At 65.8% G+C, this 24,030-nt stretch carries 23 protein-coding genes; 17 read left to right on the top strand and 6 right to left on the bottom strand.

What is annotated here, in order from left to right; all coding sequences use genetic code 11:
* Positions 1–59: 59 nt before the first annotated feature.
* The 6 genes from FSZ31_RS01465 to FSZ31_RS01440 are packed head-to-tail and all read left to right on the top strand — an operon-like array spanning position 60 to position 5,052.
* Entirely contained in the window at positions 60–350 is a 291-nt protein-coding gene (locus FSZ31_RS01465) for a DUF3572 domain-containing protein (protein ID WP_408021642.1), read from the top strand.
* A gap of 9 nt (positions 351–359) precedes the next feature.
* Positions 360–1,037 carry an HAD family hydrolase gene (locus FSZ31_RS01460; RefSeq protein WP_147121286.1) on the top strand — a complete coding sequence of 226 codons (678 nt, stop codon included), beginning with the start codon at positions 360–362 and terminating at the stop codon, positions 1,035–1,037.
* Positions 1,034–1,501: a RidA family protein gene (locus FSZ31_RS01455; protein WP_147121285.1), complete on the top strand. Its 468-nt coding sequence runs from the start codon at positions 1,034–1,036 to the stop codon at positions 1,499–1,501. The genes FSZ31_RS01460 and FSZ31_RS01455 overlap by 4 nt, the downstream gene beginning before the upstream one ends.
* Complete coding sequence (locus FSZ31_RS01450) at positions 1,473–2,261, top strand: glycerophosphodiester phosphodiesterase family protein (protein ID WP_147121284.1); 789 nt, start codon at positions 1,473–1,475, stop codon at positions 2,259–2,261. Before FSZ31_RS01455 ends, FSZ31_RS01450 begins: the two co-directional genes overlap by 29 nt.
* Positions 2,262–2,266: 5 nt before the next feature.
* A complete protein-coding gene (locus FSZ31_RS01445) occupies positions 2,267–3,406 on the top strand; it encodes a GNAT family N-acetyltransferase (protein ID WP_147121283.1) in 1,140 nt (379 codons plus the stop codon).
* A gap of 41 nt (positions 3,407–3,447) precedes the next feature.
* Entirely contained in the window at positions 3,448–5,052 is a 1,605-nt protein-coding gene (locus tag FSZ31_RS01440; RefSeq protein WP_147122483.1) for a cisplatin damage response ATP-dependent DNA ligase, read from the top strand.
* A 3-nt stretch (positions 5,053–5,055) separates the two neighbouring features.
* Here the strand turns inward: FSZ31_RS01440 and FSZ31_RS01435 are convergent, their stop codons facing one another.
* The 3 genes from FSZ31_RS01435 to FSZ31_RS01425 form a co-directional block, all read right to left on the bottom strand.
* Positions 5,056–5,889, bottom strand: coding sequence for a glutaminyl-peptide cyclotransferase (locus FSZ31_RS01435; RefSeq protein WP_147121282.1), 834 nt, complete (start codon positions 5,887–5,889; stop codon positions 5,056–5,058).
* Positions 5,890–5,901: 12 nt separating this feature from the next.
* Positions 5,902–6,735 carry a cold-shock protein gene (locus FSZ31_RS13080; protein WP_147121281.1) on the bottom strand — a complete coding sequence of 278 codons (834 nt, stop codon included), beginning with the start codon at positions 6,733–6,735 and terminating at the stop codon, positions 5,902–5,904.
* Positions 6,736–6,904: 169 nt separating this feature from the next.
* Positions 6,905–7,837, bottom strand: coding sequence for a DUF808 domain-containing protein (locus FSZ31_RS01425; RefSeq protein ID WP_147121280.1), 933 nt, complete (start codon positions 7,835–7,837; stop codon positions 6,905–6,907).
* Positions 7,838–7,956: 119 nt separating this feature from the next.
* Between FSZ31_RS01425 and FSZ31_RS01420 the strand changes: the two genes are divergently transcribed.
* From FSZ31_RS01420 to FSZ31_RS01395, 6 genes are all read left to right on the top strand, one after another.
* Positions 7,957–8,589, top strand: coding sequence for a ribonuclease D (locus FSZ31_RS01420; protein ID WP_147121279.1), 633 nt, complete (start codon positions 7,957–7,959; stop codon positions 8,587–8,589).
* 3 nt (positions 8,590–8,592) lie between these two features.
* Positions 8,593–9,231: an LPS export ABC transporter periplasmic protein LptC gene (locus FSZ31_RS01415; RefSeq protein WP_147121278.1), complete on the top strand. Its 639-nt coding sequence runs from the start codon at positions 8,593–8,595 to the stop codon at positions 9,229–9,231.
* Positions 9,232–9,299: 68 nt separating this feature from the next.
* A complete protein-coding gene (locus FSZ31_RS01410; RefSeq protein WP_236643691.1) occupies positions 9,300–9,809 on the top strand; it encodes an LptA/OstA family protein in 510 nt (169 codons plus the stop codon).
* 123 nt (positions 9,810–9,932) lie between these two features.
* Positions 9,933–10,730 (top strand): LPS export ABC transporter ATP-binding protein, encoded by a 798-nt coding sequence (lptB, locus tag FSZ31_RS01405; RefSeq protein ID WP_147121276.1) that lies wholly within the window; start codon positions 9,933–9,935, stop codon positions 10,728–10,730.
* A gap of 79 nt (positions 10,731–10,809) precedes the next feature.
* Positions 10,810–12,348, top strand: coding sequence for an RNA polymerase factor sigma-54 (gene rpoN, locus FSZ31_RS01400; RefSeq protein ID WP_147121275.1), 1,539 nt, complete (start codon positions 10,810–10,812; stop codon positions 12,346–12,348).
* Positions 12,349–12,411: 63 nt separating this feature from the next.
* A complete protein-coding gene (locus FSZ31_RS01395) occupies positions 12,412–12,762 on the top strand; it encodes a DUF3147 family protein (RefSeq protein WP_147121274.1) in 351 nt (116 codons plus the stop codon).
* Here FSZ31_RS01395 and FSZ31_RS01390 read toward each other — a convergent pair.
* Both FSZ31_RS01390 and FSZ31_RS01385 read right to left on the bottom strand, forming a co-directional pair.
* Positions 12,759–13,016: a glutaredoxin family protein gene (locus FSZ31_RS01390; protein ID WP_147121273.1), complete on the bottom strand. Its 258-nt coding sequence runs from the start codon at positions 13,014–13,016 to the stop codon at positions 12,759–12,761. The genes FSZ31_RS01395 and FSZ31_RS01390 overlap by 4 nt on opposite strands.
* Before the next feature lie 48 nt (positions 13,017–13,064).
* Positions 13,065–14,066, bottom strand: a complete 1,002-nt coding sequence (locus FSZ31_RS01385) for a ligase-associated DNA damage response exonuclease (protein ID WP_147122482.1) — start codon at positions 14,064–14,066, stop codon at positions 13,065–13,067.
* Positions 14,067–14,084: 18 nt separating this feature from the next.
* Here FSZ31_RS01385 and FSZ31_RS01380 point away from each other — a divergent pair, with 18 nt between their 5' ends.
* The 5 genes from FSZ31_RS01380 (at position 14,085) to FSZ31_RS01360 (ending at position 23,344) form a co-directional block, all read left to right on the top strand.
* A complete protein-coding gene (locus FSZ31_RS01380) occupies positions 14,085–16,535 on the top strand; it encodes a ligase-associated DNA damage response DEXH box helicase (protein ID WP_147121272.1) in 2,451 nt (816 codons plus the stop codon).
* A gap of 95 nt (positions 16,536–16,630) precedes the next feature.
* Positions 16,631–17,674 carry an aspartyl protease family protein gene (locus FSZ31_RS01375; protein ID WP_147121271.1) on the top strand — a complete coding sequence of 348 codons (1,044 nt, stop codon included), beginning with the start codon at positions 16,631–16,633 and terminating at the stop codon, positions 17,672–17,674.
* Positions 17,675–17,731: 57 nt separating this feature from the next.
* Positions 17,732–18,406: a ligase-associated DNA damage response endonuclease PdeM gene (gene pdeM / locus FSZ31_RS01370; protein WP_147121270.1), complete on the top strand. Its 675-nt coding sequence runs from the start codon at positions 17,732–17,734 to the stop codon at positions 18,404–18,406.
* 172 nt (positions 18,407–18,578) lie between these two features.
* A complete protein-coding gene (locus FSZ31_RS01365; RefSeq protein WP_147121269.1) occupies positions 18,579–21,335 on the top strand; it encodes a TonB-dependent receptor in 2,757 nt (918 codons plus the stop codon).
* 140 nt (positions 21,336–21,475) lie between these two features.
* Complete coding sequence (locus FSZ31_RS01360) at positions 21,476–23,344, top strand: cation:proton antiporter (RefSeq protein WP_201739099.1); 1,869 nt, start codon at positions 21,476–21,478, stop codon at positions 23,342–23,344.
* On the opposite strand, the gene FSZ31_RS01355 is transcribed toward FSZ31_RS01360, so the two are convergent.
* Positions 23,341–24,018, bottom strand: coding sequence for a YggS family pyridoxal phosphate-dependent enzyme (locus FSZ31_RS01355; protein ID WP_147121268.1), 678 nt, complete (start codon positions 24,016–24,018; stop codon positions 23,341–23,343). The genes FSZ31_RS01360 and FSZ31_RS01355 overlap by 4 nt on opposite strands.
* Positions 24,019–24,030: the final 12 nt, after the last annotated feature.

Genomic DNA, 24,030 nt, shown 5'->3' with positions numbered 1-24,030 from the left:
GGCCTGGTTGAGCGCGGCAACCATAGCCAAAGCGTGCGCCTAGACAAAGGAGAAAGCCGATTCGCCCCGAACAGCCCGCCATCGATCCGACCGTCCGCGATGAAGATATCGCCACCGCGCTTTCCGCGCTGGTCTGGACGCTGAGCGACGAGTCGCGCGCGACGCGGCTGTTGTCGCTGACCGGACTCGACGCCGACGAGCTGCGCGGGCGGGCGGGCGACCCCGTCCTCCTCGGCGCGGTGATCGCGTTCCTGGGCGGACACGAACCCGACCTGACCGGCTGCGCCGAGGCGCTCGACCTGCCGCCGGGCGCGCTGGTCGCCATTGGCGAACGGCTGTCGGGTGGCTAAGGAGGCGGCATGACCACCGCTTCCCCCAGTTCGTCCCCTCGCCCGCTGCTCGTCACCGATTGCGACGAGGTGCTGATGCACATGGTCGTCCCGTTTCGCGACTGGCTCGACGAGCATCACGATATCGATTTTCGCCTGAAAGGCGCGAGCTTTGCCGGCGCGCTGCACCGCCGCAAATGCGGCAGCCAACTCGGGCGCGAAGAGGTCTGGCCGCTGCTCGACCAGTTCTTCACCGGCGAAATGCACCGCCAATATCCCGCACCGGGCGCGTTCGACGCGCTCGCGCGGCTGGCCGAGCAGGCCGACATCGTCGTCCTGTCGAATGTCGGCGACACGATCCACGCGCTGCGCGTCGAACAACTACGCGCGCACGGGCTCGACTGCCGGCTGGTTACCAACCGCGGCGAAAAGGGCCCGGCGCTCAAGCGGATCGTCGACGAATTCGCGCCGTCGGTGACGGTCTATACCGAGGATCTCGAAATCCATCATGCCTCGGCCGCCGAATACGTCCCCGACACGTGGCGGCTGCAGATGGTGATCGAACCCGAGATTGCCGACGCGATCGCGCATGCGCCGCACGCGCATGCGCGGATCGACCAATGGGCCGAGGCCGAGCGCTGGATCGCCGAGCGCTTCGCCGAAGCGCGACCCGCCCCCGCAACGAGCGACGAGAGGATCGAGGCATGAGCGGAACCATCGATGCGCGGATTGCCGAACTCGGCCTGGTCCTGCCGACCGCGGCAGCGCCGATCGCCGCCTATCGCCCCGTCGTGGTCGCCGGCGGCATCGCGCACGTTTCGGGCCAGTTGCCCTTTCGTGACGGCGACCTCGTCACCGGCCGCGCGGGCGAGAGCGACGACGTCGCCAACGCCGCCGAGGCCGCGCGTCTGTGCGGCCTGATGATCGTCGCGCAGCTGCGCGCCGCGCTCGGCGATCTCGACCGCGTCGAACAGGTCATCAAACTCAATGTCTTCGTCAATTCGGCGCACGATTTCCACGACCAGCCCAAGGTCGCCAACGGTGCGTCCGAGCTGATGCAGGCGGTCTTCGGCGATGCCGGCATCCATGCCCGCGCCGCCGTCGGGGTCGCCGCGCTGCCGCTCGGTGCACTGGTCGAGGTCGATGCGCAGGTCGCCGTCCGCGCTGCTTGATTCGCGCTATGCGCCGCCGCCCGAACCGGGCCGGGTCGCCTGGCTGAGCGCGCAACCGTTCGCGCACAGAGGGTTGCATGGCGATGGCCGGGTGGAGAACAGCCGCGCGGCGTTTGCCGCGGCGATCGCGGCGGGGCACGGCATCGAATGCGACGTCCAGCTGTCGCGCGACGGGATCGCCTTCGTCTTCCATGACGATGCGCTCGACCGGCTCGCCGGGCGGCCCGACCGTGTCGCGTCGCTGTCGTCGGACGCGCTCGCCGGGATCGCGCTGACGGGCAGTGGCGAGACCATACCGCGCCTCTCCGAGATGCTGCGGCTGGTCGATGGGCAGGTGCCGCTGCTGATCGAGATCAAATCGACCAACCGCCGCGTCGCGCCGATCTGCCAGGCGGTGGTCCGCGCGCTCGAAGGCTATCGCGGCCCGCTCGGCGTGATGTCGTTCAACCCGCTCGTCGGCGGCTGGTTCGCGCGCCACGCGCCGCGCATCATTCGCGGCCTCGTCGTCACCGAAGAGGGCAAGCACACGCTGCGTGGGCGGATCGAGCGGTATCTGTGGCTGTGGCGCGCGCAGGCGCAGTTCCTGGCCTATGACATTCGCGATCTGCCGTCGCGCTTTGCCGCAGCGCAGCGCGCGCGCGGCCTGCCCGTCACGACGTGGACGGTGCGCACGCCCGGGCAATTGCAGACCGCGCGCGCCGAGGCTGATGCACCGATCCACGAAATGCCGCTGGAAGCGTTTGGCAAACAACCCATATAGGCGCGATGGCCGACCAAGATCCCCCCGAAGTCATCGCCCGGATCGCAAGCGGTGTCAGCCCGATCAATGCGACGCAATGGGACGCACTGACCGGCGGCAATCCCTTTGTCGGCCATGATTTCCTCGGCCTACTCGAGGATTCGGGCAGCGTCGGGCCCGAGACCGGCTGGACGCCTGCGCCGATCGTCATCGAGCGCGACGGGCAGCTGATGGGCGCGCTGCCCGCCTATCTCAAGACGCACAGCCAGGGCGAATATATCTTCGACCACCATTGGGCCGATGCCTATGAGCGCGCGGGCGGGGCCTATTATCCCAAGCTGCAGATCGCCGCGCCGTTTTCGCCGGTGCCGGGCCCTCGCGTGCTGGCGAGCGACGAGACGACCGCGCGCCAGCTGCTCCGCGCCGCCGAAGCGCTGGTGACACAGAGCGGCCTGTCGTCGGCGCACGCGACCTTCATCGACCCCGAGCAGATCGCTTTGTTCGAGCGCGCAGGCTGGCTGGCCCGCGAGGACGTCCAGTTCCACTGGATCAACCGCGACTATTCCGATTTCGAGGATTTCCTCGCCGCGCTATCGTCGCGCAAGCGCAAGGCGATCCGCAAGGAGCGCGCCGCCGCGCAGGCCGAGGTGCGGATCGAGCATGTCACCGGCGATGCGCTGACCGAAGCGCACTGGGACATCTTCTGGGAGTTCTACCAGGACACCGGCGCGCGCAAATGGGGCCAGCCCTATCTGACGCGCGAGGCGTTCAGCCTGATGGGACAAACGATGGCCGACCGCGTGCTGCTCGTCCTTGCCTGGCGCGGCAACGTTGCGGTCGCGGGCGCGCTCAACGTGATCGGTCCCGACCGGCTCTACGGGCGCTATTGGGGCTGCCGCGAGGACATCCCGTTCCTCCATTTCGAGCTGTGCTATTACCAGGCGATCGAGGCGGGCATTGCGCGCCGCCTCGAGGTCGTCGAGGCAGGCGCGCAGGGCGCGCACAAGCTCGCGCGCGGCTATGAACCCGTCGTCACGCACAGCGCGCATTTCATCGCCGATCCGGGCTTTCGCGCAGCGATCGCCGACTTCCTGAGGCGCGAGCGCGCGGGCAATGCCGAGGAGGTCCGCTACCTTTCCACCCACGCGCCGTTCCGCAAACCATGAGCGGGGCGATTCCCCCCGTTGCCGCGGCTGCGCGCGGCGGCATGGCGGCGTTTGCCGCGCTGATCGACCAGCTGATCTACACGCGGTCGCGCAACGCCAAGCTGCATCTCATCGCCGAGTACCTGAAAGCCACGCCCGATCCCGATCGCGGCTGGGCGATGGCAGCGCTGACCGGCGAGCTCGACCTGGCCGGGGTCAAGCCCGCGCAGGTCCGCGCGATGATCGAGGCGCGCGTCGATCCGGTGCTGTTTCGTCTCAGCCGCGATTATGTCGGCGACACCGCCGAGACGGTGTCACTGTTGTGGGAGCGCGGCCCGGCGGTGGCGGATTTGTCTAACGACGAGGGAATGAGCCTCGACGAGATCGTTGCGACGCTGTCGGTGCTCAAGCGTGCCGAGGCACCCGCGGTGCTCGCGGCGATGCTCGACCAGCTCGGCCCGAGCGGACGCTATGCGCTGCTCAAGATCGCCACGGGCGGCATGCGGATCGGCGTTTCGGCGCGGCTTGCAAAGACCGCGCTGGCGCAGGCGTTTGACCTCGATGTCGACGATGTCGAGGAGGTCTGGCACGGTATCGACGCGCCTTATGAGCCGCTGTTCGCGTGGGGCGAGGGCCGCGCGCCACGGCCGAGCGTCGACGACCTGCCCGTCTTTCGCCCGTTCATGCTGGCGCACCCGCTCGAGGACAAGCGCGTCGATCTGGCCGACTATGTCGCCGAGTGGAAATGGGACGGGATTCGTATCCAGCTGGTCCATGCCGGTGGCGAGACGCGCGTCTACAGCCGCGGCGGCGAGGAGATTTCGGCGAGCTTTCCTGATGTCGTCACGGCGTTCGATGTGCCCGGCGTGGTCGATGGCGAGCTGCTCGTGCGCGGCGATGTCCAAGGCGGGAGCAGCGGCGGCGCGGCGAGTTTCAACGCGCTGCAGCAGCGGCTCGGGCGCAAGCTGGTGTCGAAGAAAATGCTGGCCGAGGCGCCCGCCTTCGTGCGCCTATACGACATCCTGCTCGACGGGCGCGAGGATCTGCGCAGCCTGCCGTGGAGCGCGCGGCGCGCGCGGCTCGAGGCGTTCATGCCACGCCTGCCGGCCGACCGCTTCGACCTGTCCGAAGTCGTTGAAGCCGAGCATTTCGACGCCCTCGCCGAGGTGCGCGACGGCGCGCGCGATGCCGCGATCGAGGGGCTGATGCTCAAGCGGCGCGATTCGCCCTATGTCGCGGGGCGCAAGACCGGCCTGTGGTACAAATGGAAGCGCGACCCGCTGACCGCCGATTGCGTCATGCTCTATGCCCAGCGCGGATCGGGCAAACGGTCGAGCTTCTATTCGGACTATACCTTCGGCTGCTGGACCGCGCCGCCCGAGGATGGCGGCGAGCTGCTGCCGGTCGGCAAGGCCTATTCGGGATTTACCGACGACGAGCTCAAGATGCTCGACAAGTTCGTCCGGCAGAACACCCTGCAGCGTTTCGGGCCGGTCCGCGAGGTCGAAAAGTCGCTCGTCCTCGAGGTCGCGTTCGATTCAGTGCACAGTTCCAAACGGCACAAATCGGGGCTCGCGATGCGTTTCCCGCGGATCAGCCGGATCCGCACCGACAAGCCCGCCGAGGAAGCCGACCTGATCGCGACGCTGACCGCGATGATCGTCTGATCGTCAGTCGAGGGTGAGCGCGAAGATCGTCGGCCACAGCTTGCCGGTGACAAGCAGCTGCTTCGCAACGGGGTCCCAGGCGATGCCGTTGGGCGTCTTGACCGACATGTCGCCGCCTGCTTCGGCGGTGAGCGGCGCGATGTCGATGGTTCCGGTAACGCGGCCGGTGGCGGGATCGATCCTGACGATCAGGTCGCTCTGCCAGACATTGGCGTAGATCACGCCATCGACCCATTCGAGTTCATTGAGCCTGGTCAGAGGCGCGCCGTCGAGCGTCACGGTGAGGATCCGCCTGGTCGTCAGCCTTTCGGGATCGAGGAAGCGCAGCGTTTCGCTGCCGTCGCTCATGACGAGGTCGGTCGGCGTCGCGGCGAGACCCCAGCCCTCACCCGCGTAGGAAAACGCGCCGAGCGGGGCGAAGTCGTCGAGCGACCAGATGAAACCCTGTCCCCCCATCCACGTCAGGCTGACCAGCCGATTGCCGGCAGGCGCGATGCCTTCGCCGAATATCCGCGGGTCGAGCTCGCGCTGGCGAACCAGCCTGCCCGTCCTGGCCTCGCGCGCAACGATTCGTGAGTGCCCTTCAAGGCCCGTGCTTTCGAACAGCAATCCGTCGCGCCAGAATAGGCCTTCGGTAAAGGCGGTGACATCGTGCGGATAACGCGCGGCGATGCGGTAGCCGATCTGTGCGACGGGTTTCGCGGCGGGCTGGGCCGAGGGTTGGGCGACCGATTCGGCCGGTGACGGTACCGCGCACCCGGCCAGCGCAGCGGCGAACGCCAGATACGACAATGCCCGGCATCCGGTTGTCCGGAGCCGGGCATCGTTAAAAGCCATGCTGATCAGCAATCAGTCGGCCGGCTTGAGGTTCACCGCCGCGAACTTGCCGCGATTGTCGACCTCGACGTCGAATCCGACGCGATCGCCTTCGTTGAGGCTGTTCATCCCGGCGCGTTCGACCGCACTGATATGAACGAACGCATCGGGCTGTCCATCGTCGCGCTGAATGAAGCCGAAGCCCTTCATCGCGTTGAAGAACTTGACGACGCCAGTCGATTTTTCACCGGTCAGCTGACGCTGCGGACGGCCACCGCCGCCGGCACCTGCGCCGCCGCGATCGTTGCCGAAGCCGCCACGCTCTTCGCGCGGCGCGCTGGCGGGAACGGGGAGCGGCTCGCCCTCGATCTCGATATCGCTGGCCGAAACCTTGCCGCCGCGATCGACGAGCGTGAACGAGATCGGCTGGCCCTCGGCGAGACCGGTAAGGCCTGCCTGTTCAACCGCGCTGATGTGCACGAACACGTCTTCGCCGCCGTCATCGCGGACAACGAAGCCGAAGCCTTTTTGCGCGTTGAAGAATTTGACGATGCCCTTGCCTTCGCCGACGACCTGCGCGGGCATGCGCCCGGCGCCGCCACGATCACCGCCGCCGCCGCCGCCGAAGCCGCCGCCACCGCGCGGTGCGCCGCCAAAGCCGCCGCCGCCGCTGTTGTAGCCGCCGCCGCTGGGTGCGTTGTAGCCACCGCCACGATCGCCGCCGCCGAAGCCGCCGCCACCAAAGCCGCCGCCACCGCTGCTGCGTCCACCACGATCATCAAACGGCTCGAAGTCGCCGCCAGGATTGTCACGCTTGTCGCGTCCACGTCCACCACGTCCGCCGCGGCGATCTCTATCGAAACTCATGCCCTGTTAGTCACTTTCGCTTCGCCCCAGAACCAAGATCGGGCCGCTGTCACGGACGAATACGACAGCCGACCACCATCATGAACGAAGAGATTCGCCCATGTGGGCGCGACTCATAGCGTAATTTATCGGATTCGCGAAAGAAAAAGCGGTGCGGCGGGCCGCGCGCTCAATGGCTACGAGCAAAAAGATGGTGCACTGCGACAATCGCGCCACCCCAGACGAGACCGAGCAGCCCCGCGCCGAGCGCGCCGACGATCCATTCGACTGCGTCCGCCAGTTGGCCCAGGCCGTGACCGACCGATTCGGCCAGGCCGTGAATCGCGTGCGCCGGAGCCGAAAGGCCGAATTCTTCAAGTCCGTGCAGGATGATCCCGCCGCCGACCCAGATCATCGCGGCAATGCCGATGATCGACAGCGCCGCCATCACCTTTGGCATGGCGCGCACCAGGCCCCGGCCGAACGCACGCGTCCCGGCTTGCTCGCGCCGGGCGAGATGGAGTCCGATATCGTCCATCTTCACGATCAGCCCGACCGCGCCATAGACGCCGAGCGTGATCGCCACTGCAATGATCGCGAGGACGATCGCGCGGGTGACGATGGGGTCGCCCGCAACCTCGGCAAGCGCGATGACCATGATTTCGGTCGACAGGATGAAGTCGGTACGAATCGCGCCCGAGACCATCTTGGCCTCGTGCGCGGGATCGGCGAGAACCTCGGGACCGACATCGTCGGCGGTGCTCGTGCCCGACAGCCATTCCCAGACCTTTTCGGCGCCTTCGTAGCAAAGGTAGGTGCCGCCGAGCATCAGGATCGGCGTGATCGCCCATGGCAGGAACGCACTGAGCAGCAGCGCGACCGGCAGGATGATCGCCAGCTTGTTGATCAGCGAGCCCTTGGCGATCTTGGCGATGATCGGCAGCTCGCGATCGGGGGTAAAGCCGGTCACGTAGCGCGGCGTCACCGCGGTATCGTCAACGACGACGCCCGCCGTCTTGACCCCCGCGCGGCCCGCGCCTGCGGCGACATCGTCGACCGAGGCGGCGGCGATCTTGGCAATCGCGGCGACGTCGTCGAGTAATGCGGCCAGTCCACCCGGCATAGGAATTCCCCTGATTGCAGTGGCGTCCCTGTTAGCGCCGACGCGCGACCGATCAAGCGACATGCGTATCGCCGAGGGTGGATTGAGCCGCGCGACATTTGCGCCTATGGCGCACGGCGATGACCGTATATTTTCATGAAGAAGACCTGCCCGAGGGCGTCCTTGCCGCCAATGGGACCGGAGGTGGTCCGATCGCCGTCGACACCGAAACGATGGGGCTGATCACGCCGCGCGACCGGCTGTGTCTCGTCCAGCTGTCCGATGGCAGCGGCGACGAGCACCTCGTCCGCTTCAATCGCGGCAGCGATTACGCCGCGCCAAATCTCAAGGCGGTGATCGGCGATCCCGACCGGCTCAAGATCTTTCATTTCGCGCGCTTCGACATTGCCGCGCTCGAATATTATCTCGGCGTCAAATGCGAGCCGGTCTATTGCACCAAGATCGCCTCGCGGCTGATCCGCACCTATACCGATCGCCATGGCCTCAAGGAGCTCGTCCGCGAACTGCTCGGCCAGGACATTTCCAAGCAGCAGCAGTCGAGCGACTGGGGCGGCCCCGAGCTGAGCGAGGCGCAGCGCGATTATGCCGCGTCCGACGTCCGCTTCCTCCACGCGATGCGCGACGAACTCGACCGCCGCCTCGCGCGTGAAGGCCGCACCGAACTGGCCCAGGCGTGTTTCGATTTCCTCCCGACACGCGCGCGGCTGGATATTGCGGGCTGGCCCGAAATCGACATTTTCGCGCACGCTTGAGCCATGTCCGTCCGCGCCGAAACCGATCGCCAAGCGCGCAAACTCTGGGCGCGGCGCGGCGGCAGCCATGATCGCGTCATCGCGGTGCTGCGCCTCGTCCTGCCCGCCGCGGTCGGCGCGCTCGCGGCCGCCATGGTGTTCACCCCGCTGGTCAACCGCAACGAATTCAGCTTCGTCCTCGACAAGAACAAGGTGGCGATCGCGCGCGATCGCTTCGCGGTATCGAGCGCGCTGTATCGCGGCGAGGACGATCGCGGTCGCGCCTTCGTCCTGTCGGCAGGTTCGGCGGTCCAGAAAAGCGTCAGCGATCCGGTCGTCAAGATCCTCGACATGACCGCGCGCATCGCGCTCGACGACGGCCCGGCGCAACTGATCGCGGCGAGCGCGCTCTACAATATGGATGCCGACACGGTCGCGGTCGACGGGCCGATATCGGTGGCCGGCGCCAATGGTTTCGACCTGCGCACGCGCGACGTGCTGGTCGACCTGAAAGCGCGTACGATGACGGGCAGCAACGGCGTCAGCGGCACCCTGCCGATCGGCCGGTTCAGCGCCAACAGCCTGTTCGCCGATCTCGATGCACGCAATGTGCGCCTGTCGGGTGCGGCGCGCCTCCATATCAACCAGGGAGCAATCCGATGACCGGTTCGAACTATCGCGTGACGCTGCGCGACGCCGCGCTCGGCCTCGGCGGTTTTGCGGTGACCGCGATGCTGCTGGCATCGATCGGCGCGGGGCCCGTCGCCAGCGCGCAGGCGCTCGCCAATCACAACAGCAACGCGCCGGTCGATTTCGCCGCCGACCGGATCGAGGTGCAGGACCGCAGCGACCGCGTGGTTATCGCCGGCAGCGTCCGCGTGACGCAGGCCGGACTGACGCTGACCGCGGCGCGGATGACGGTCGCCTATGCCCGTAGCGGCAGCGTCCAGGTCAACCGGATCGATGCCTCGGGCGGCGTGACCGTGACCAAGGGCGACGAAAGCGCGCGCGGCAATGTCGCGATCTACGATCTCAACCGCCGGCTGATCACGCTGGTCGGCGACGTCCGCCTCAACCAGGGCGCGAACCGGCTCAACGGCGGGCGACTTGTCATCGACCTCGCCAGCGGGCGATCGACGATCGACGGCCAGGGCGCAACGCGCGCCGCCGACGGAACCACGGCCCCCGGCCAGAACGGACGCGTCACCGGCACCTTTACCGTTCCCCAACGCGGCGACTGATCGGTCGATTCGCACGCTGCAGCGGGTTGCGGCGGCGCGTTAAGCCCTTTATCCGTGGCAACTGCGATAAACGATATGCAATAATCCTGCCAAGCGCAGGTTATGCAGTTCGAAGGGATGGCCATGGACACCGAAGCGACCGCCGATATTGCCGAACGTCCGGGCTCGCCAGCCGATGCGATCACCGACGAGGGGCTGAACGAAGGCCTCGCGGTCGTTTCGATCGCCAAGAGCTATGACAAGAAGGTCGTGCTGAGCGACGTATCGCTGTCGGTGGCCAAGGGCGAGGTCGTCGGCCTGCTCGGCCCCAATGGCGCGGGCAAGACAACGTGCTTCTATTCGATCATGGGGCTGGTCAAACCCGATTCGGGCCGCATCATGCTCGAGGGAGAGAATATCACCGGCCTGCCGATGTATCGCCGCGCGATGCTCGGCCTCGGCTATCTGCCGCAAGAAACGTCGATCTTTCGCGGCCTGTCGGTTGAAGCCAATATCAATGCGGTGCTCGAACTGAGCGAACCCGACCGGGCCGCGCGGCGCGACCGGCTCGAGGAACTGCTCGAAGAATTCGGCCTGACGCGCTTGCGCGCATCGCCCGCAATGGCGCTGTCGGGCGGTGAGCGGCGGCGCTGCGAGATTGCCCGCGCGCTGGCCGCCAGCCCGTCGATCATGCTGCTCGACGAACCGTTCGCGGGCATCGACCCGATCTCGATCAGCGATATTCGCGAGCTCGTCTGCGACCTCAAGCGCCGCGGTATCGGCGTCCTCATCACCGACCATAACGTCCGCGAGACGCTCGACATCGTCGATCGCGCCTGCATCATTTATGACGGCAAGGTGCTGTTCGCCGGATCGCCCGCCGAGCTCGTCGCCGATGCCGAAGTGCGCCGCCTCTATCTCGGCGAGGGTTTCGAATTGTGAGCGGTGTCTTTTCCAAATTGTGCGGAAGAGCACAATTTGGGAGCGGGCTGGCACCGTCTCTGCCGCACGGCAGCAACTAATGAGCCTCGCGCCGAGCCTCCAGCTGCGCCAGAGCCAGTCGCTGGTGATGACGCCGCAGCTGCAGCAGGCGATCCGTTTGCTGGCCTGCTCGAACCTCGAAATCGAAGGCTTCATCGCCGAGGAGATCGAGAAGAACCCCCTGCTCGAGGCGGGGCGCACCGACGACATGGCGACGCCCGAACGGTCGGAGAAGAGCGACGCGGCCCCCGACGGCGCCGACGCGATGATCGACGGCGGCGGCGATGCCAGGGAAAGCCTCGACGTCGACTGGAACGAGGCCGCCTTCCATCATGACAGCGCCAGCGACATGGCCGGGGGATCGTTTGACGGCGCGCTCGGCCAGAGCGGCGGCGGCAGCCTTGGCGGCGACCTTGGCGGCGGTTCGGCTGGATCGGGCGAAGCGATCGATTTCGACGGCTTTGCCGGGGCCGAGCCGACGCTGCACGACCATCTCCAACGCCAGGCGGGCGAAGTGCTCGACGGGCCGCAGCTCGCGATCGCGCTGGCGCTGATCGACCGGATCGGCCCGGCCGGCTATCTCGACGCGCGCCTCGCCGACATCGCCAACGACATCGGCGCGCCGCTGGCGGCGTGCGAGGATGCGCTGACGGTCATTCATGGTTTCGATCCGTGCGGCGTCGGCGCGCGCGACCTGGCCGAATGCCTCGCGCTGCAGGCCAAGGAGGCCGATCGCTATGACCCGGCGATGGCGTGCATGATCGCGCATCTCGACTTGCTCGCCAAGGGCGGGCTGGCGCAGCTCAAACGCGTCTGCGGTGTCGATGACGAGGACATCGCCGACATGATCGCCGAGATCCGCAGCTACGACCCCAAGCCGGGCCTGCGCTTCGAGACGGGCGAAACGCAGAGTATCGTGCCCGACATCTTCATCGAACGGCGCGGCAGCGGCAAGCAGGTCGGATGGTCGGTCGAGATCAATTCGGCGACGCTGCCGCGCGTCCTGGTCAATCGCCATTATTATGCCGAAATGGCGCGCGGCGCGGCGAGCAAGTCGAAGGCCTGGCTCAACGAATGTCTCGCCAGCGCCAACTGGTTGGTCAAAGCGCTCGACCAGCGCCAGCGGACAATCGTCAAGGTCGCGTCCGAAATCGTCAAGCAGCAGGAAGGGTTCTTCCTCCACGGCGTCGCGCAGATGAAGCCGCTGACGCTCAAGACCGTCGCCGACGCGATCGGCATGCACGAATCGACGGTCAGCCGCGTGACCAGCAACAAATATCTCAGCTGCGCGCGCGGCGTGTTCGAGCTCAAATACTTCTTCTCGAGCGGCATCCAGTCGAGCGAAGGCGGCGAGGCTTCGTCGGCCGAGGCGGTCAAATCGGCGATCAAGTCGCTGATCGATACCGAAACGCCCAAGAAGATCCTGTCTGACGACACGCTCGTCGACCTGCTCAATGCCAAGGGCTTCGGCATCGCCCGGCGGACGGTCGCCAAATATCGCGAGGCGATGGGGATCGGATCATCGGTCCAGCGCCGCCGCCAGTCGAAGCTGTCAGCGGGCGAACGCCGCGCGGGCTAGTTGCGCGGCGCGACATGCTCTGTCATTCCCTCGGGGTATCTCGGTAACACTTGGGATCATTGCATGCTCTATTTGTTCATCAAGGCCGCGATATCCGGGCTGATCATCGCGATCGCGTCCGAAGTCGCGCGGCGCAGCCCGGCGCTCGGCGCGCTCGTCATCGCATTGCCGACCGCGACGATCCTCGCGATGATCTGGCTGTGGCGCGATACCGGCGATACGCTGCAGGTCGCGGCGCTGACGCAAGGGACGTTGTTCTACGTCTTTGCGACGCTGCCCTTTTTCCTCATCGTGCCGTGGCTGCTGCGATCGGGCTGGGGCTTCTGGGCCGCGCTCGGCGTCGGCAGCGTCGTCACGGTGATCGCCTATCTCGCAATGACCGCGCTGCTGGCGCGGCTGGGCTACCGGATCTAGATCCGCGTATCGAGACAGCGGCGCAGCTCGTCATAGCCGCCGATCTTCTCGTCACCGATGACGATCAGCGGGGTCGTCTCAAGCCCATGCTCGGCCATGAAGGCGTCGGTTTCCTCGCGCGACGCCAGGATCCGGTCGTCGACCTCGTACCCCTTTTCCTTGAGCAGCGCGAGCGCCTGCACGCCGAACGGGCAGCTGTGGTCGGGCAGGATCATGCGATAAAGCGTGGCGGACTGGGTCTGGCTATCGGTCATTCCGGTCCAACCATCGCCGCGTCGCGCGGTTCCGCCCGGCTGTCCTCGTCAGTCGTCTTCGTCCTCGTAGTGCGCGAGGTGGAGCGGCACCGCCTTGATCTGGCGCGTCATGCACCAATGGACCAGCGCATCCTCGCGCCCGTGCGTCACCCACACCTCCTGCGGACGGATTTCGAGCAGCGTCGAGGTCAGCTCGTCCCAGTCGGCATGGTCCGAAAGGATCAGCGGCAGTTCGACATTGCGTTGCCGCGCGCGCTGGCGAACGCGCATCCAGCCCGACGCCATCGCGGTGATCGGATCGGGCAGGCGGCGCGACCAGCGGTCGTTGAGCGCGCCCGGCGGGCACAGCACGATCGCGCCCTTCATCTCGTCTTTAGGCGTGTCAGCGACGAGCCGCAGCTCGCCGAGTTCGACGCCGAAATCGCGATAGAGATCGCACAATCGCTGCAGCGCGCCGTGAATATAGAGCGGCGCATCGTAACCCGCGGCGCGCAATGCCATGATCACGCGCTGTGCCTTGCCGAGCGCATAGGCACCGACGAGGACGCAGCGATCGGGCTCGGCAGCGATCGCATCGGTCAGCTTGGCGATCTCGCTGGGCGTATCGGGATGGCGAAAAACCGGCAGGCCGAAGGTCGCCTCGGTAATGAAGACATCGCACGGCACCGGCTCGAACAAGGCGCAGGTCGGATCGGGGCGGCGCTTGTAATCGCCCGACGCAACGACGCGGACATTGTCCTTTTCGAGCAGGATCTGCGCCGAGCCCAGGACATGGCCGGCAGGATAATAGGTCACCGCGATATCGCCGATGGTGATCGTCTCGCGATACGCCATCGCGTGCCCGCGATGCGCGTCGCCATAGCGCACGCCCATGATCGCGAGCGTTTCGGGTGTCGCCCAGACCTCTTTATGGCCGCCGCGCGCATGATCGGCATGGCCGTGCGTGACCAGCGCGCGCTCCACCGGGTGCGACGGATCGATCCACGCGTCGATCGAGGGGAGGTAAATGCCTTCGGGTCGCGCCTCGACCCATTGCGCCAGTTTCGCCATCGCCCCCATATAGGAGGTGTGAGCGAAAAATCCCCCCTGCCGCAACGATTTGCCGACTGGTTCGCGGCGCGCGGCTGGCGACTGCGCGATCACCAGGCGGGCATGCTCGCGGCGGCGCAGGCGGGCGAGCACGCGCTGCTCGTCGCGGCAACCGGCGCGGGCAAGACGCTAGCGGGGTTCCTGCCGAGCCTGATCGAACTGTCGCAGGCCGAACCGACCGCCGGATTGCACACGCTGTACATCTCGCCGCTGAAAGCGCTCGCGGTCGACGTGCAGCGCAACCTGCTGACGCCGATCGAAGAGATGCGGCTGCCGATCCGCGTCGAGGCGCGCAGCGGCGATACACCCGCCGACCGCAAGGCACGACAGAAGTCCAACCCGCCGCAAATCCTCAACACGACGCCGGAAAGCCTCAGCCTGCTGTTGTCGCACCCCGACAGCCTGACGATGTTCACGGGCCTCAAGACCGTCATCGTCGACGAGATCCACGCCTTTGCCAGCGGCAAGCGCGGCGACCTGCTCAGCCTGTCGCTCGCGCGGCTGCAGCGGATCGCGCCCGATCTTCGCCGCGTTGGTTTGAGCGCGACGATTGCCGATCCCGACGCCTATCGCGCGTGGCTCGCGCCCTATGGCGATATCGACAGCGTTCGGCTGGTCCCAGGCGAAGCGGGTGCCGCGCCCGACATCGCGATCCTGTTGCCGAGCGAGGAGAACGGCGTCGTCCATGTCCCGTGGTCGGGCCATTCGGGCAGCTATGCCGCCGCGCCGGTGATGCGCCTGATCGAGGCGAACCGCACGACGCTGGTGTTCTGCAACACGCGCAGCCTTGCCGAGCTGATCTTCCAGCAATTGTGGAAGGAGAATGAAGGCAATCTGCCGATCGGCATCCATCACGGCAGCCTGAGCCGCGAAGCGCGGCGCAAGGTCGAGGCGGCGATGGCGCGCGGCGCCCTGCGCGGGCTCGTCGCGACCGCGAGCCTCGACCTCGGCGTCGACTGGGGCGATGTCGACCTCGTCGTCCAGATGGGTGCGCCCAAGGGATCGAGCCGGCTGCTGCAGCGGATCGGCCGCGCCAACCATCGGCTCGATGAAGCCTCCAAAGCGCTCGTCGTGCCGGGCAACCGTTTCGAATATCTCGAGGCGCGCGCCGCGCTCGACGCGGTCGAGGCGGGCGAACGCGATCCCGATGATTTTCATCCCGGCGCGCTCGACGTGCTCGCCCAGCATGTCATGGCGTGCGCCTGTGCTGCGCCATTTTCGGAAGGCGCGATGCTCGACGAGATCCGCTCGGCGACGCCCTATTCGGCGATCGATACCGAGCTGTTCGGCCGCGTCCTCGGCTTCATTCGCGACGGCGGCTATGCGCTCAAGGCCTATGACCGCTTCCGCCGCCTTGCCCCCGACGGGACCGACGCCGACGGCAGCCCGGTCTGGCGTGTCAGCCATCCGCGCTTCGTTACCCAGCACCGGATGAACGCGGGGATCATCGTCGATGCGCCCTTGCTCGATGTGCGTTTCAAGAACGGGCGCAAGCTCGGCACGGTCGAGGAATTCTTCGCCAGCACGCTGTCGGCGGGCGACACCTTCTTCTTTTCGGGGCTGAGCCTCGAGGTGATCAGCATCAAGGACACCGACCTGCTGGTCCGCGCGACGAGCCGCAATGCGCGCATCCCCACCTATGTCGGCGCGCGCATGGCGATGAGCACCAACCTCGCAACGCGCGTACGCAATTTCCTGTGCGACAAGGCCGAATGGCCGCGCTTTCCCGACGAGGTGCGCGAGTGGCTCGAGGCGCAGGACCGCAGATCGGTCCTGCCGCAACCGGGCCAGCTGCTCGTCGAGACCTTTCCGCGCGACGGTCGCCATTACATGGTCGCCTATCCGTTCGAGGGGTGGAATGCGCACCAGTCGCTCGGCATGTTGCTGACCAAGCGGATGGAGGCGCGCGGCCTGCAACCGCTCGGCTTCCAGGCGTCGGATTATGCGCTGGTCTGTTACGGCCTCGAACCCGTCGAGGACCCCGCCAGCCTGTTTTCGGCCGATATCCTGGCCGACGAATTCGTCGAATGGGTCGAAGGATCGTCGCTGCTCAAGCGCGCGTTTCGCGAGGTCGCGGTGATCGGCGGGCTCGTCGAACGCCACCATCCGGGCCGCCGCAAATCGGGCAAGCAGGTGACCTTTTCGACCGACCTGATCTACGACGTGCTGCGCAAGTACGAGCCCGACCATTTGCTGATGAAGGCGGCATGGGCCGATGCGCGCCGCCGCCTGACCGATGTCGGGCGGCTCGGCGACCTGCTCGATCGCGCCGCCGACACGATGCTCCACGTGACACTCGACCGCCTCAGCCCGCTCGCGGTGCCCGCGCTGATCATGATCGGCAGGGAAAGCGTCGCGCGCGGCGCCAGCGACGACGCGCTGCTCGAAGAGGCCGAAACGATCATCCGCGAAGCAATGCAAGCCGGATAACCCCTCGCAGGACCGATTATTTCACTCAATGCGTGTATTGCTTGTCTAAAACGCTCAGGAGGCGTAGGATCGAAGCCATGTGAAAGGAAGCTGCCATGCTGCATCCGCGCGTATTCGAAACCTTCGGCCTGGTCGGGCGCATCGCGATCCCGCTGGCCGCAAGCCTCGCGACGCTGGCATCACCCGCCAGTGCGCAGGTGCCGCTGGCCCAGCTGCCGGTAGATGCTACGGCGGTCGCCGAACCTGCCGCTGAACCGTTGAGCGAATGGGAACGCTTCGTCTACGACCGTACTGCCCGGATGACGGTTCCGGTGAGCATCAACGGCACCGCGGCGGTCCCCTTCATCATCGACACCGGATCCGAACTCACGGTGATCAGCCGCGAACTGGCCGCCTCGCTCACACTGCCACCGGCCGATTCCATGCTACTCGCGACTATCTCCGGCCCGGTGGTGACTGACAGCTATCGCATCCACGACCTTGCCAATGGCGGCTTTGCCGTCAACGATATCATCGCGCCGGCGCTTGCTCGCCGCCACTTGGGAATTGACGGGCTGATCGGAATCGAAAGCATCAAGGACAAGGTCATCGTGTTCGATTTTGCCCAGCAGCAAATGCTGGTCCTGCCGTCGGGGACGACGCCCATGCGCCAAACGGATAGCGACGACGTCATTATCGTCACCGCCAAGCGCAAGAATGGCCGGTTGATCCTGTCCGACGCGCGTATCGGCGATCGCCGTGTCGATCTGGTCATCGATACCGGGTCGCAAAGCAGTGTCGGCAATTTCGCTCTGCAACGTATGGTCGCTTCGCAATCGGGTGAATCGGAGGGCGTGGCGTCCAGCCTGATCGATGTCGGTGGCACCCTCGTTGCTACCGAGGCCGATGCGGTGCCCGAGATCACGATCGGCAAGGTGACGCTGGCGCGCCTGCCGATTGCCTATGCCGACAGCTACGCCCTCGACGTGCTCGGACTAGGCAAGCGCCCCGCGATATTGCTGGGGATGGACGCGCTCTCGCTGTTTGACCGTGTCGAAATCGATTTTGGCCGCCGCAAGGTCAAGTTCGTTATGCCCGAGGCCACCTATCGCAAGCCGATCCGACGTCGGGCCACCCGGATCGGCACGGAAAGAATCTGAACCCGGCGACCCTCGACCTGACTTGCCAACGGTCGCAATCGCCGTCATTGCCACGCCATGGTTCCCCTTTCGTTCGACGGCAGGCAATGGATGGCGACGCGCGAAGGTGCGCTGTTCGATCCCGTATCGCGGACGCTGGTCGTCGCCGACCTGCACCTTGAAAAGGCCAGCTGGTACGCGGCGCTCGGCCAGATGCTGCCGCCTTATGACAGTTTTGCCACGCTCAGCGCGCTCACGTATCTGGTCGATCGCCTCGATCCGCGCGCCCTGTGGTGCCTCGGCGACAATTTTCATGACGGTGGCGGCCCGGCGCGGCTGCCGCGCCATGCCCGCGACCTCATCGAGACGCTTGCCGCGCGGCTGACGTTCAACTGGATTGTCGGCAATCACGATCCCGCGCTGAGCGATGCGTTCGGCGGCACGGTCCATGCCGAGGGGCGGCTCGAAGGCGCCGCCTTGCGCCACATCGCACGGCGCGACGTGGCGGGACCCGAACTGTCGGGCCATTTCCATCCCAAGCTGCGCCTGACGCTGCGCGGCCGTCGAGTCTCGCGTCCCTGCTTCGTACGCGCCGGCGAAAAGTTGATCCTTCCCGCCTTCGGTTCGCTGACCGGCGGGATGGATGCCTTCGATCCGGCAATCGCGGTGGCAGCGGGACGCGTCAGCGAGGCCCTGATCGTTACCGATCGGCGCTTGGTCTGTTTCCCCAATGCCGTAACGGAAATGATCTGAAAAACTCGATTTTCTAATCCAAATTCGGCTGTTTTCCAACAGTTCTGTTGCAAATCGTGCATTTGGGTTCATAATCTGCAACGCGTCCGGCAAAGTCGGTCGCCCGCTAATTAAAAGCGCAAAAACGCGCTGCAAGAAATCGCGCGCCAGTGCGCGAATGGGAGAGGGTTTGATGAACACGATTCACACCACAGCTGCGTCCGCGCGTCGCGCCGCACTGCTATTGACGGTCGCCGGATTGGCGTTGAGCAGCCCGGCGTTCGCCCAGGATACCGCCGCCGATCAGCAGGCCCAGCAGGCCGCCGACGAAGCCTCGGGCGAAGGCTCGATCATCGTCACCGCGACGCGGCGCGCCAGCCCGCTGAGCGACGTGCCGATTGCGGTCACCGCGATTACCGCCGACTCGCTCCAGAACACCGGCGCCAACGACATCCGCCAGCTCAACCAGGTGGCACCGTCGCTGCTCGTCTCCTCGACCGGCTCTGAAGCCAACGGTTCGGCGCGTATCCGCGGCATCGGAACGGTCGGTGACAATCCCGGCCTCGAAAGCTCGGTCGCGGTGTTTATCGACGGCGTCTACCGCTCGCGGTCGGGCATCGGCCTCAACGAACTCGGCGAGATCGAACGGATCGAGGTCCTGCGCGGGCCGCAAGGCACGCTGTTCGGCCGCAACGCGTCGGCCGGCCTGATCAACATCGTATCCAAGTCGCCGTCGTTCACGTTTGGCGGCAATGCCGAGCTGACCTATGGCAATTACGATTTCATGCGCGCTGCGGGCAGCATCACCGGCCCGCTGAGCCAGTCGATCGCGGCTCGCATCGATGGCGTCTATGTCAAGCGCGACGGCTTCTACCACGACGTCATCAACGATACCGACGTCAACAACCGCGACCGCTATTTCGTTCGCGGCCAGTTGCTGTTCGAACCGACTGACGCGTTCAGCGTCCGCCTGATCGGTGATTACAGCAAGCGCGACGAAAAATGCTGTGGCGCGGTCAACCTGACGAGGAATCAGAATCCACTGATCGGCGGGCTCAACGACCCGGCGCAGAACAACATCGTGCGCGTCCTGCTCGACCTCGGTCAGCCCGCCGCAGCTTTTAACGATCCCTATAGCCGCAACATCTATGTCACGCCGGGCCGCGGCTATGGTGGCAAGACGACCGACGGCGGCGTCAGCCTCGAAGCCAATTACGATTTCGGCGGCGCCACGCTGACCTCGATCACCGCCTATCGCGATTACAAGAGCTCGCAGGGCGGCGACATCGACTATAGCGCGGTCGACATTCTCTACCGCGCCGACGACGACAAGAGCTATCGCCAGTTCAAGACCTTCAGCCAGGAACTGCGCCTCCAGGGCGCAGCCTTCGACGATCGTCTCGACTGGCTGGTCGGCGCCTATTTCGCCGACGAGAAGCTGACCGTCGGCGACAATCTGCGCTTCGGCAGGGACTATGGCCGCTTTGCCACCTGCCGTCTGGTCACCGGCAGCAGCCTTGCGCCGTTCTATAATCCAGCAGGAGCGGGCTGCCTGGCCGCACGACCGGCCGCGTTCGGCGCATTATCGCCGGTTTTCTATGGCGCGATCGACCGGCTCGATTCATTGCGTGACCTCGGCAGCACGCAGGACATCTACAAGCAGGACAGCCGCAACTGGGCGCTGTTCACGCACAATATCTTCCACGTGACGCCGACGCTCGATGTGACGCTGGGCCTGCGCTACACCAACGAACGCAAGAAGTTCGATGCGACGTTCGGCAACGACAATACGGTCTGTACCGCCAACCAGGCGGCGCTGTTGCCATACCGGGCCATTCCGACGCTGACCGCTACGGTTGATGCCATCGTCGGCCTGAGCTGCCAGGGCAACTCGACCGCCGAACTCAACGGCGTGTCGATCAACGACCAGCGCAACGAGGACGAATTCACCGGCACCGCGGTGGTATCGTGGAAGCCCGATCCGAAGTGGCTGGTCTACGGCAGCTATTCGCGCGGCTACAAGGCGGGCGGTTTCAACCTCGACCGTTCGGCGCTCAAGCCCCCGGTTGCGCCGTTTGGCGGTCAGGCCGGTGCCCAGGCGCTGGTCAGCGGGCTCCAGTTCGACCCCGAAATCGTCAACGCCTATGAGGTCGGGATCAAGTATTTCACCCGGCCATTCTCGTTCAACATCGCCGCGTTCCGCCAGGAGTTCCAGAACTTCCAGCTCAACACGTTCAACGGAACGGTCTTCCTGGTCCAGAACATCAACGGCTGCACCGATAGCCTTAACGGCGGCGACCGCGACCAGAGCAAGTTTACCAATGCGGCGAACTACAACATCAATGCTTCGACGACGGGATCCTGTGCGGCAGGCAATGTCAGCTATGGCGTGCTCTCACAGGGCGTCGAACTCGAAGCAACGATCGCTCCGACCCGCGATTTCCGTATCGGCATGGGCGTGACCTATGCTGATACCAAATATCGCGATCAGCTGGTCGGCAACGACAGCGGCGCACCGCTCGACCAGGCGCTGCGCAAACTGCCGGGCGACAACCTCTCGAACGCGCCCAAATGGACCGTGACGAGTTCGGCGACCTGGACGCCGGCGATCGGCAACACCGGCCTGTCGGGCCTGGTCTATGTCGATAGCCGCCTGACCGGCGACTATAACACCGGTTCGGACCTGTTCCCGCAAAAGGCACAGGACGGCTATCTCATCGTCAACGCGCGCCTCGGCCTGCGGGGGCGTGACGAGCGTTGGGGCATCGAGGTCTGGGCACAGAACGTGTTCAACACCAATTACACCCAGGTCGCGTTCAACTCGCCGTTCCAGGAAGGCGGCACGACCGCAGCCTATTCCGATCCCCAGTTCCCGGGCGGTCGGCAGATATTCTCTGCCTACCTCGCCGAACCGCGGACCTATGGCCTGACGCTTCGCGGCAAGTTCTAAATCCGCCAATCACGCGATCGGGGGCCTCGGCACAATCGGTGCCGGGGCCCCTGTCGTATTGGGCACCGGCGCAAGGTCGTTGTAGCGACGCGACGCTCGGCAATTGTCGATTGGGCCTTAGCCATGCATAAGCGGGCACGATGATTTCCCAATACCTCCCCCTGTTCGACTCGTTGATGGTCAAGATCGCGCTGATCGGCGTGCTTGGCATCGGCGCGCAATGGATCGCCTGGCGCACGGGTCGGCCGGCCATCGCGCTGATGCTGATCGTCGGCGTCATCGCCGGACCAATCCTCGGCCTGATCCGGCCGGAAGAGGATTTCGGCCCGCTGATGGAGCCGATCGTCAAGCTGGCGGTCGCGGTGATCCTGTTCGAGGGCGGCCTGAGCCTCAATTTCCGCGACCTGCGCCATGCCGGCGCGGGCGTGCTCAGGCTCGTCGTCATCGGCGTGCCGGTCGGCTGGGGCCTCGGCACCGCTGCGGCATACTATGGCGCGGGCCTGCCGCTACCGGTCGCGGCGTTGTTTGGTGGAATCCTTGTGGTCACCGGTCCGACGGTGATCGGGCCGATGCTGCGCACGCTGCGCGTCGGTGACCGCGTCCGCAACATATTGAAATGGGAAGGGATTATTAACGATCCGATCGGCGCGCTGCTCGCCGTCGCGATCTATGCCTATATTTCCTACACCGGCCCGCAAGTGAACTTCGTCGACATCGGCGTCGAGGTGATCGGCGCGACGTTGATCGCCGCATTGCTTGGCGCCGCGCTCGGCTTTTTCCTCACCTGGGCGTTTCCGCGCGGCTATGCGCCCGAATATCTCAAGGCGCCGATCCTCCTCATCACCGTCATCTTCGGCTTCGTCGCCGCCGATCTCATCATGCACGAAACCGGCCTCGTCACCGTCACCGTGATGGGTGTCGTGATGGCCAACCGGGCAATCTATTCGAGCCACGCGCTGCATCGCTTCAAGGAGGATCTCGCGGTCCTCCTGATCAGCGGCGTGTTCATCCTGCTGTCGGCAACGCTCGACTGGGAGACGGTCAGCCAGTTCCAGGCGCGCTTCGTCGCCTTCCTGTTGCTGCTGCTGTTCATCGTCCGGCCGCTGACCGTCTTTGCCAGCCTGATGTTCTCGAACGTGCCATGGCGCGAACGGATCTTCATCGGCTGGATCGCGCCGCGCGGCATCGTCGCGGTCGCGATCACCGGGCTGTTCGCGATACGGCTCGTCGATTACGGGGTCGAGGACGCCGAAGCGCTGGTTCCTTTGTCATTCGGGGTCGTCATCGTGACGATCTTCGCGCACGGTTTTTCGGCCGGCTGGCTCGCCCGGCGGCTGGGCATCGACCAGGGCAAGGGTGAGGGCCTGCTGATCGTCGGGGCCAATCGCTGGACGATCGCGCTCGCCGAGTTCTTCAAGGCGCGCGACATCCCGGTCATGATTGCCGATACAAGCGCGATCGCCTTGCGCGGCGCACGGCGTGCCGAGCTCGAAACCTATCGCGGCGATATCCTCGACGAAGTCCATGAGGACGACCTCTCGCTCGGCCGGTTCCAGCACCTGATCGCGGCGACCGACAACGACAGCTACAACGCGCTCGTCGCCAACGACCTCGGCCCCGAAATGGGCCATGAGGCGATCACGCGGATCGGGCGCGACGCCAGCGTCGGCGCGTTGCAGAAACGCGGGCGCATCCTGCTTGAAAGCGGACGAACGATCGACGGGCTGCTCGATCGCCTGCTCGCCGGCTGGGCGTTCAGCCAGACGCGCATCACCGAGAAATTCCCGGTCGAGGACTATCGCGAGAACATGAAGGCCGGCGGCGGCGAAAGCGTTGCGGTGATCAAGCCCGACAACCGCGTGTTGTTCTTTTCGATGCAGGCCCGGCCGGTGATCGATATCGGCGACCAGCTGGTCAGCTTCGTCCCGCCCGAGGATCCGCAGGAGATCAAGGAAAAGCGCGACGAGGAACGGGTGGTCAAGGACGAGGCGAAGAAGAAGGCGGGCTAACCCCGCGCGCCGAATAGCGCGCTGCCGACCCGCACGCACGTTGCCCCGAGCATCGCCGCGGTTTCGTAATCGCCCGACATGCCCATGCTGAGACCGGCGAGGCCGTGGTCGGCGGCGAGCTTTGCGAGCAGTGCGAAATAGGGCGCCGGTTCGACATCGAGCGGCGGCACCGCCATCAGCCCGGCAATCGTCAGCCCCTTCTCTTTTGCATAGGCCAGCAACGCGGGCAGGTCGGCGATCGCGACGCCGCCCTTTTGTGGTTCTTCGCCGATATCGACCTGGACATAGAGCGTCGGCGGGCTGGCGCTATCCGCCATCGCCTTGGCCAGCGCATCGACCAGCGAAGTGCGATCGACCGAGTGGATCGCGTCACACAAAGCCACCGCCTCGGCGGCCTTGTTCGACTGCAGGCGGCCGATGCAGTGCAGCCGGACATCGGGGTGGCGGGCGCGCAGGTCGGGCCATTTGGCCTGCATTTCCTGGACGCGGTTTTCACCGAAGTCGCGCACGCCCGCGGCGATCAACGCCTCGATCGCCTCGACCGGCTGCGTTTTAGATACCGCGATCAGCGTCACCGCATCGGCATCGCGCCCCGCGAGGCTCGCGGCATGCGCCAGCCGATCGGTCACTTCGGTCAGGCGCGCCGCGGCGCCACTTTGGTCTTCGTGGGTCATAGCGCGCTGCTA

It is taken from the genome of Flavisphingopyxis soli (assembly GCF_007995095.1).
GTDB lineage: Bacteria > Pseudomonadota > Alphaproteobacteria > Sphingomonadales > Sphingomonadaceae > Flavisphingopyxis > Flavisphingopyxis soli.
The sequence above is the reverse complement of the archived record's forward strand: the minus strand, read 5'-3'. Positions and strand labels throughout refer to the sequence as shown.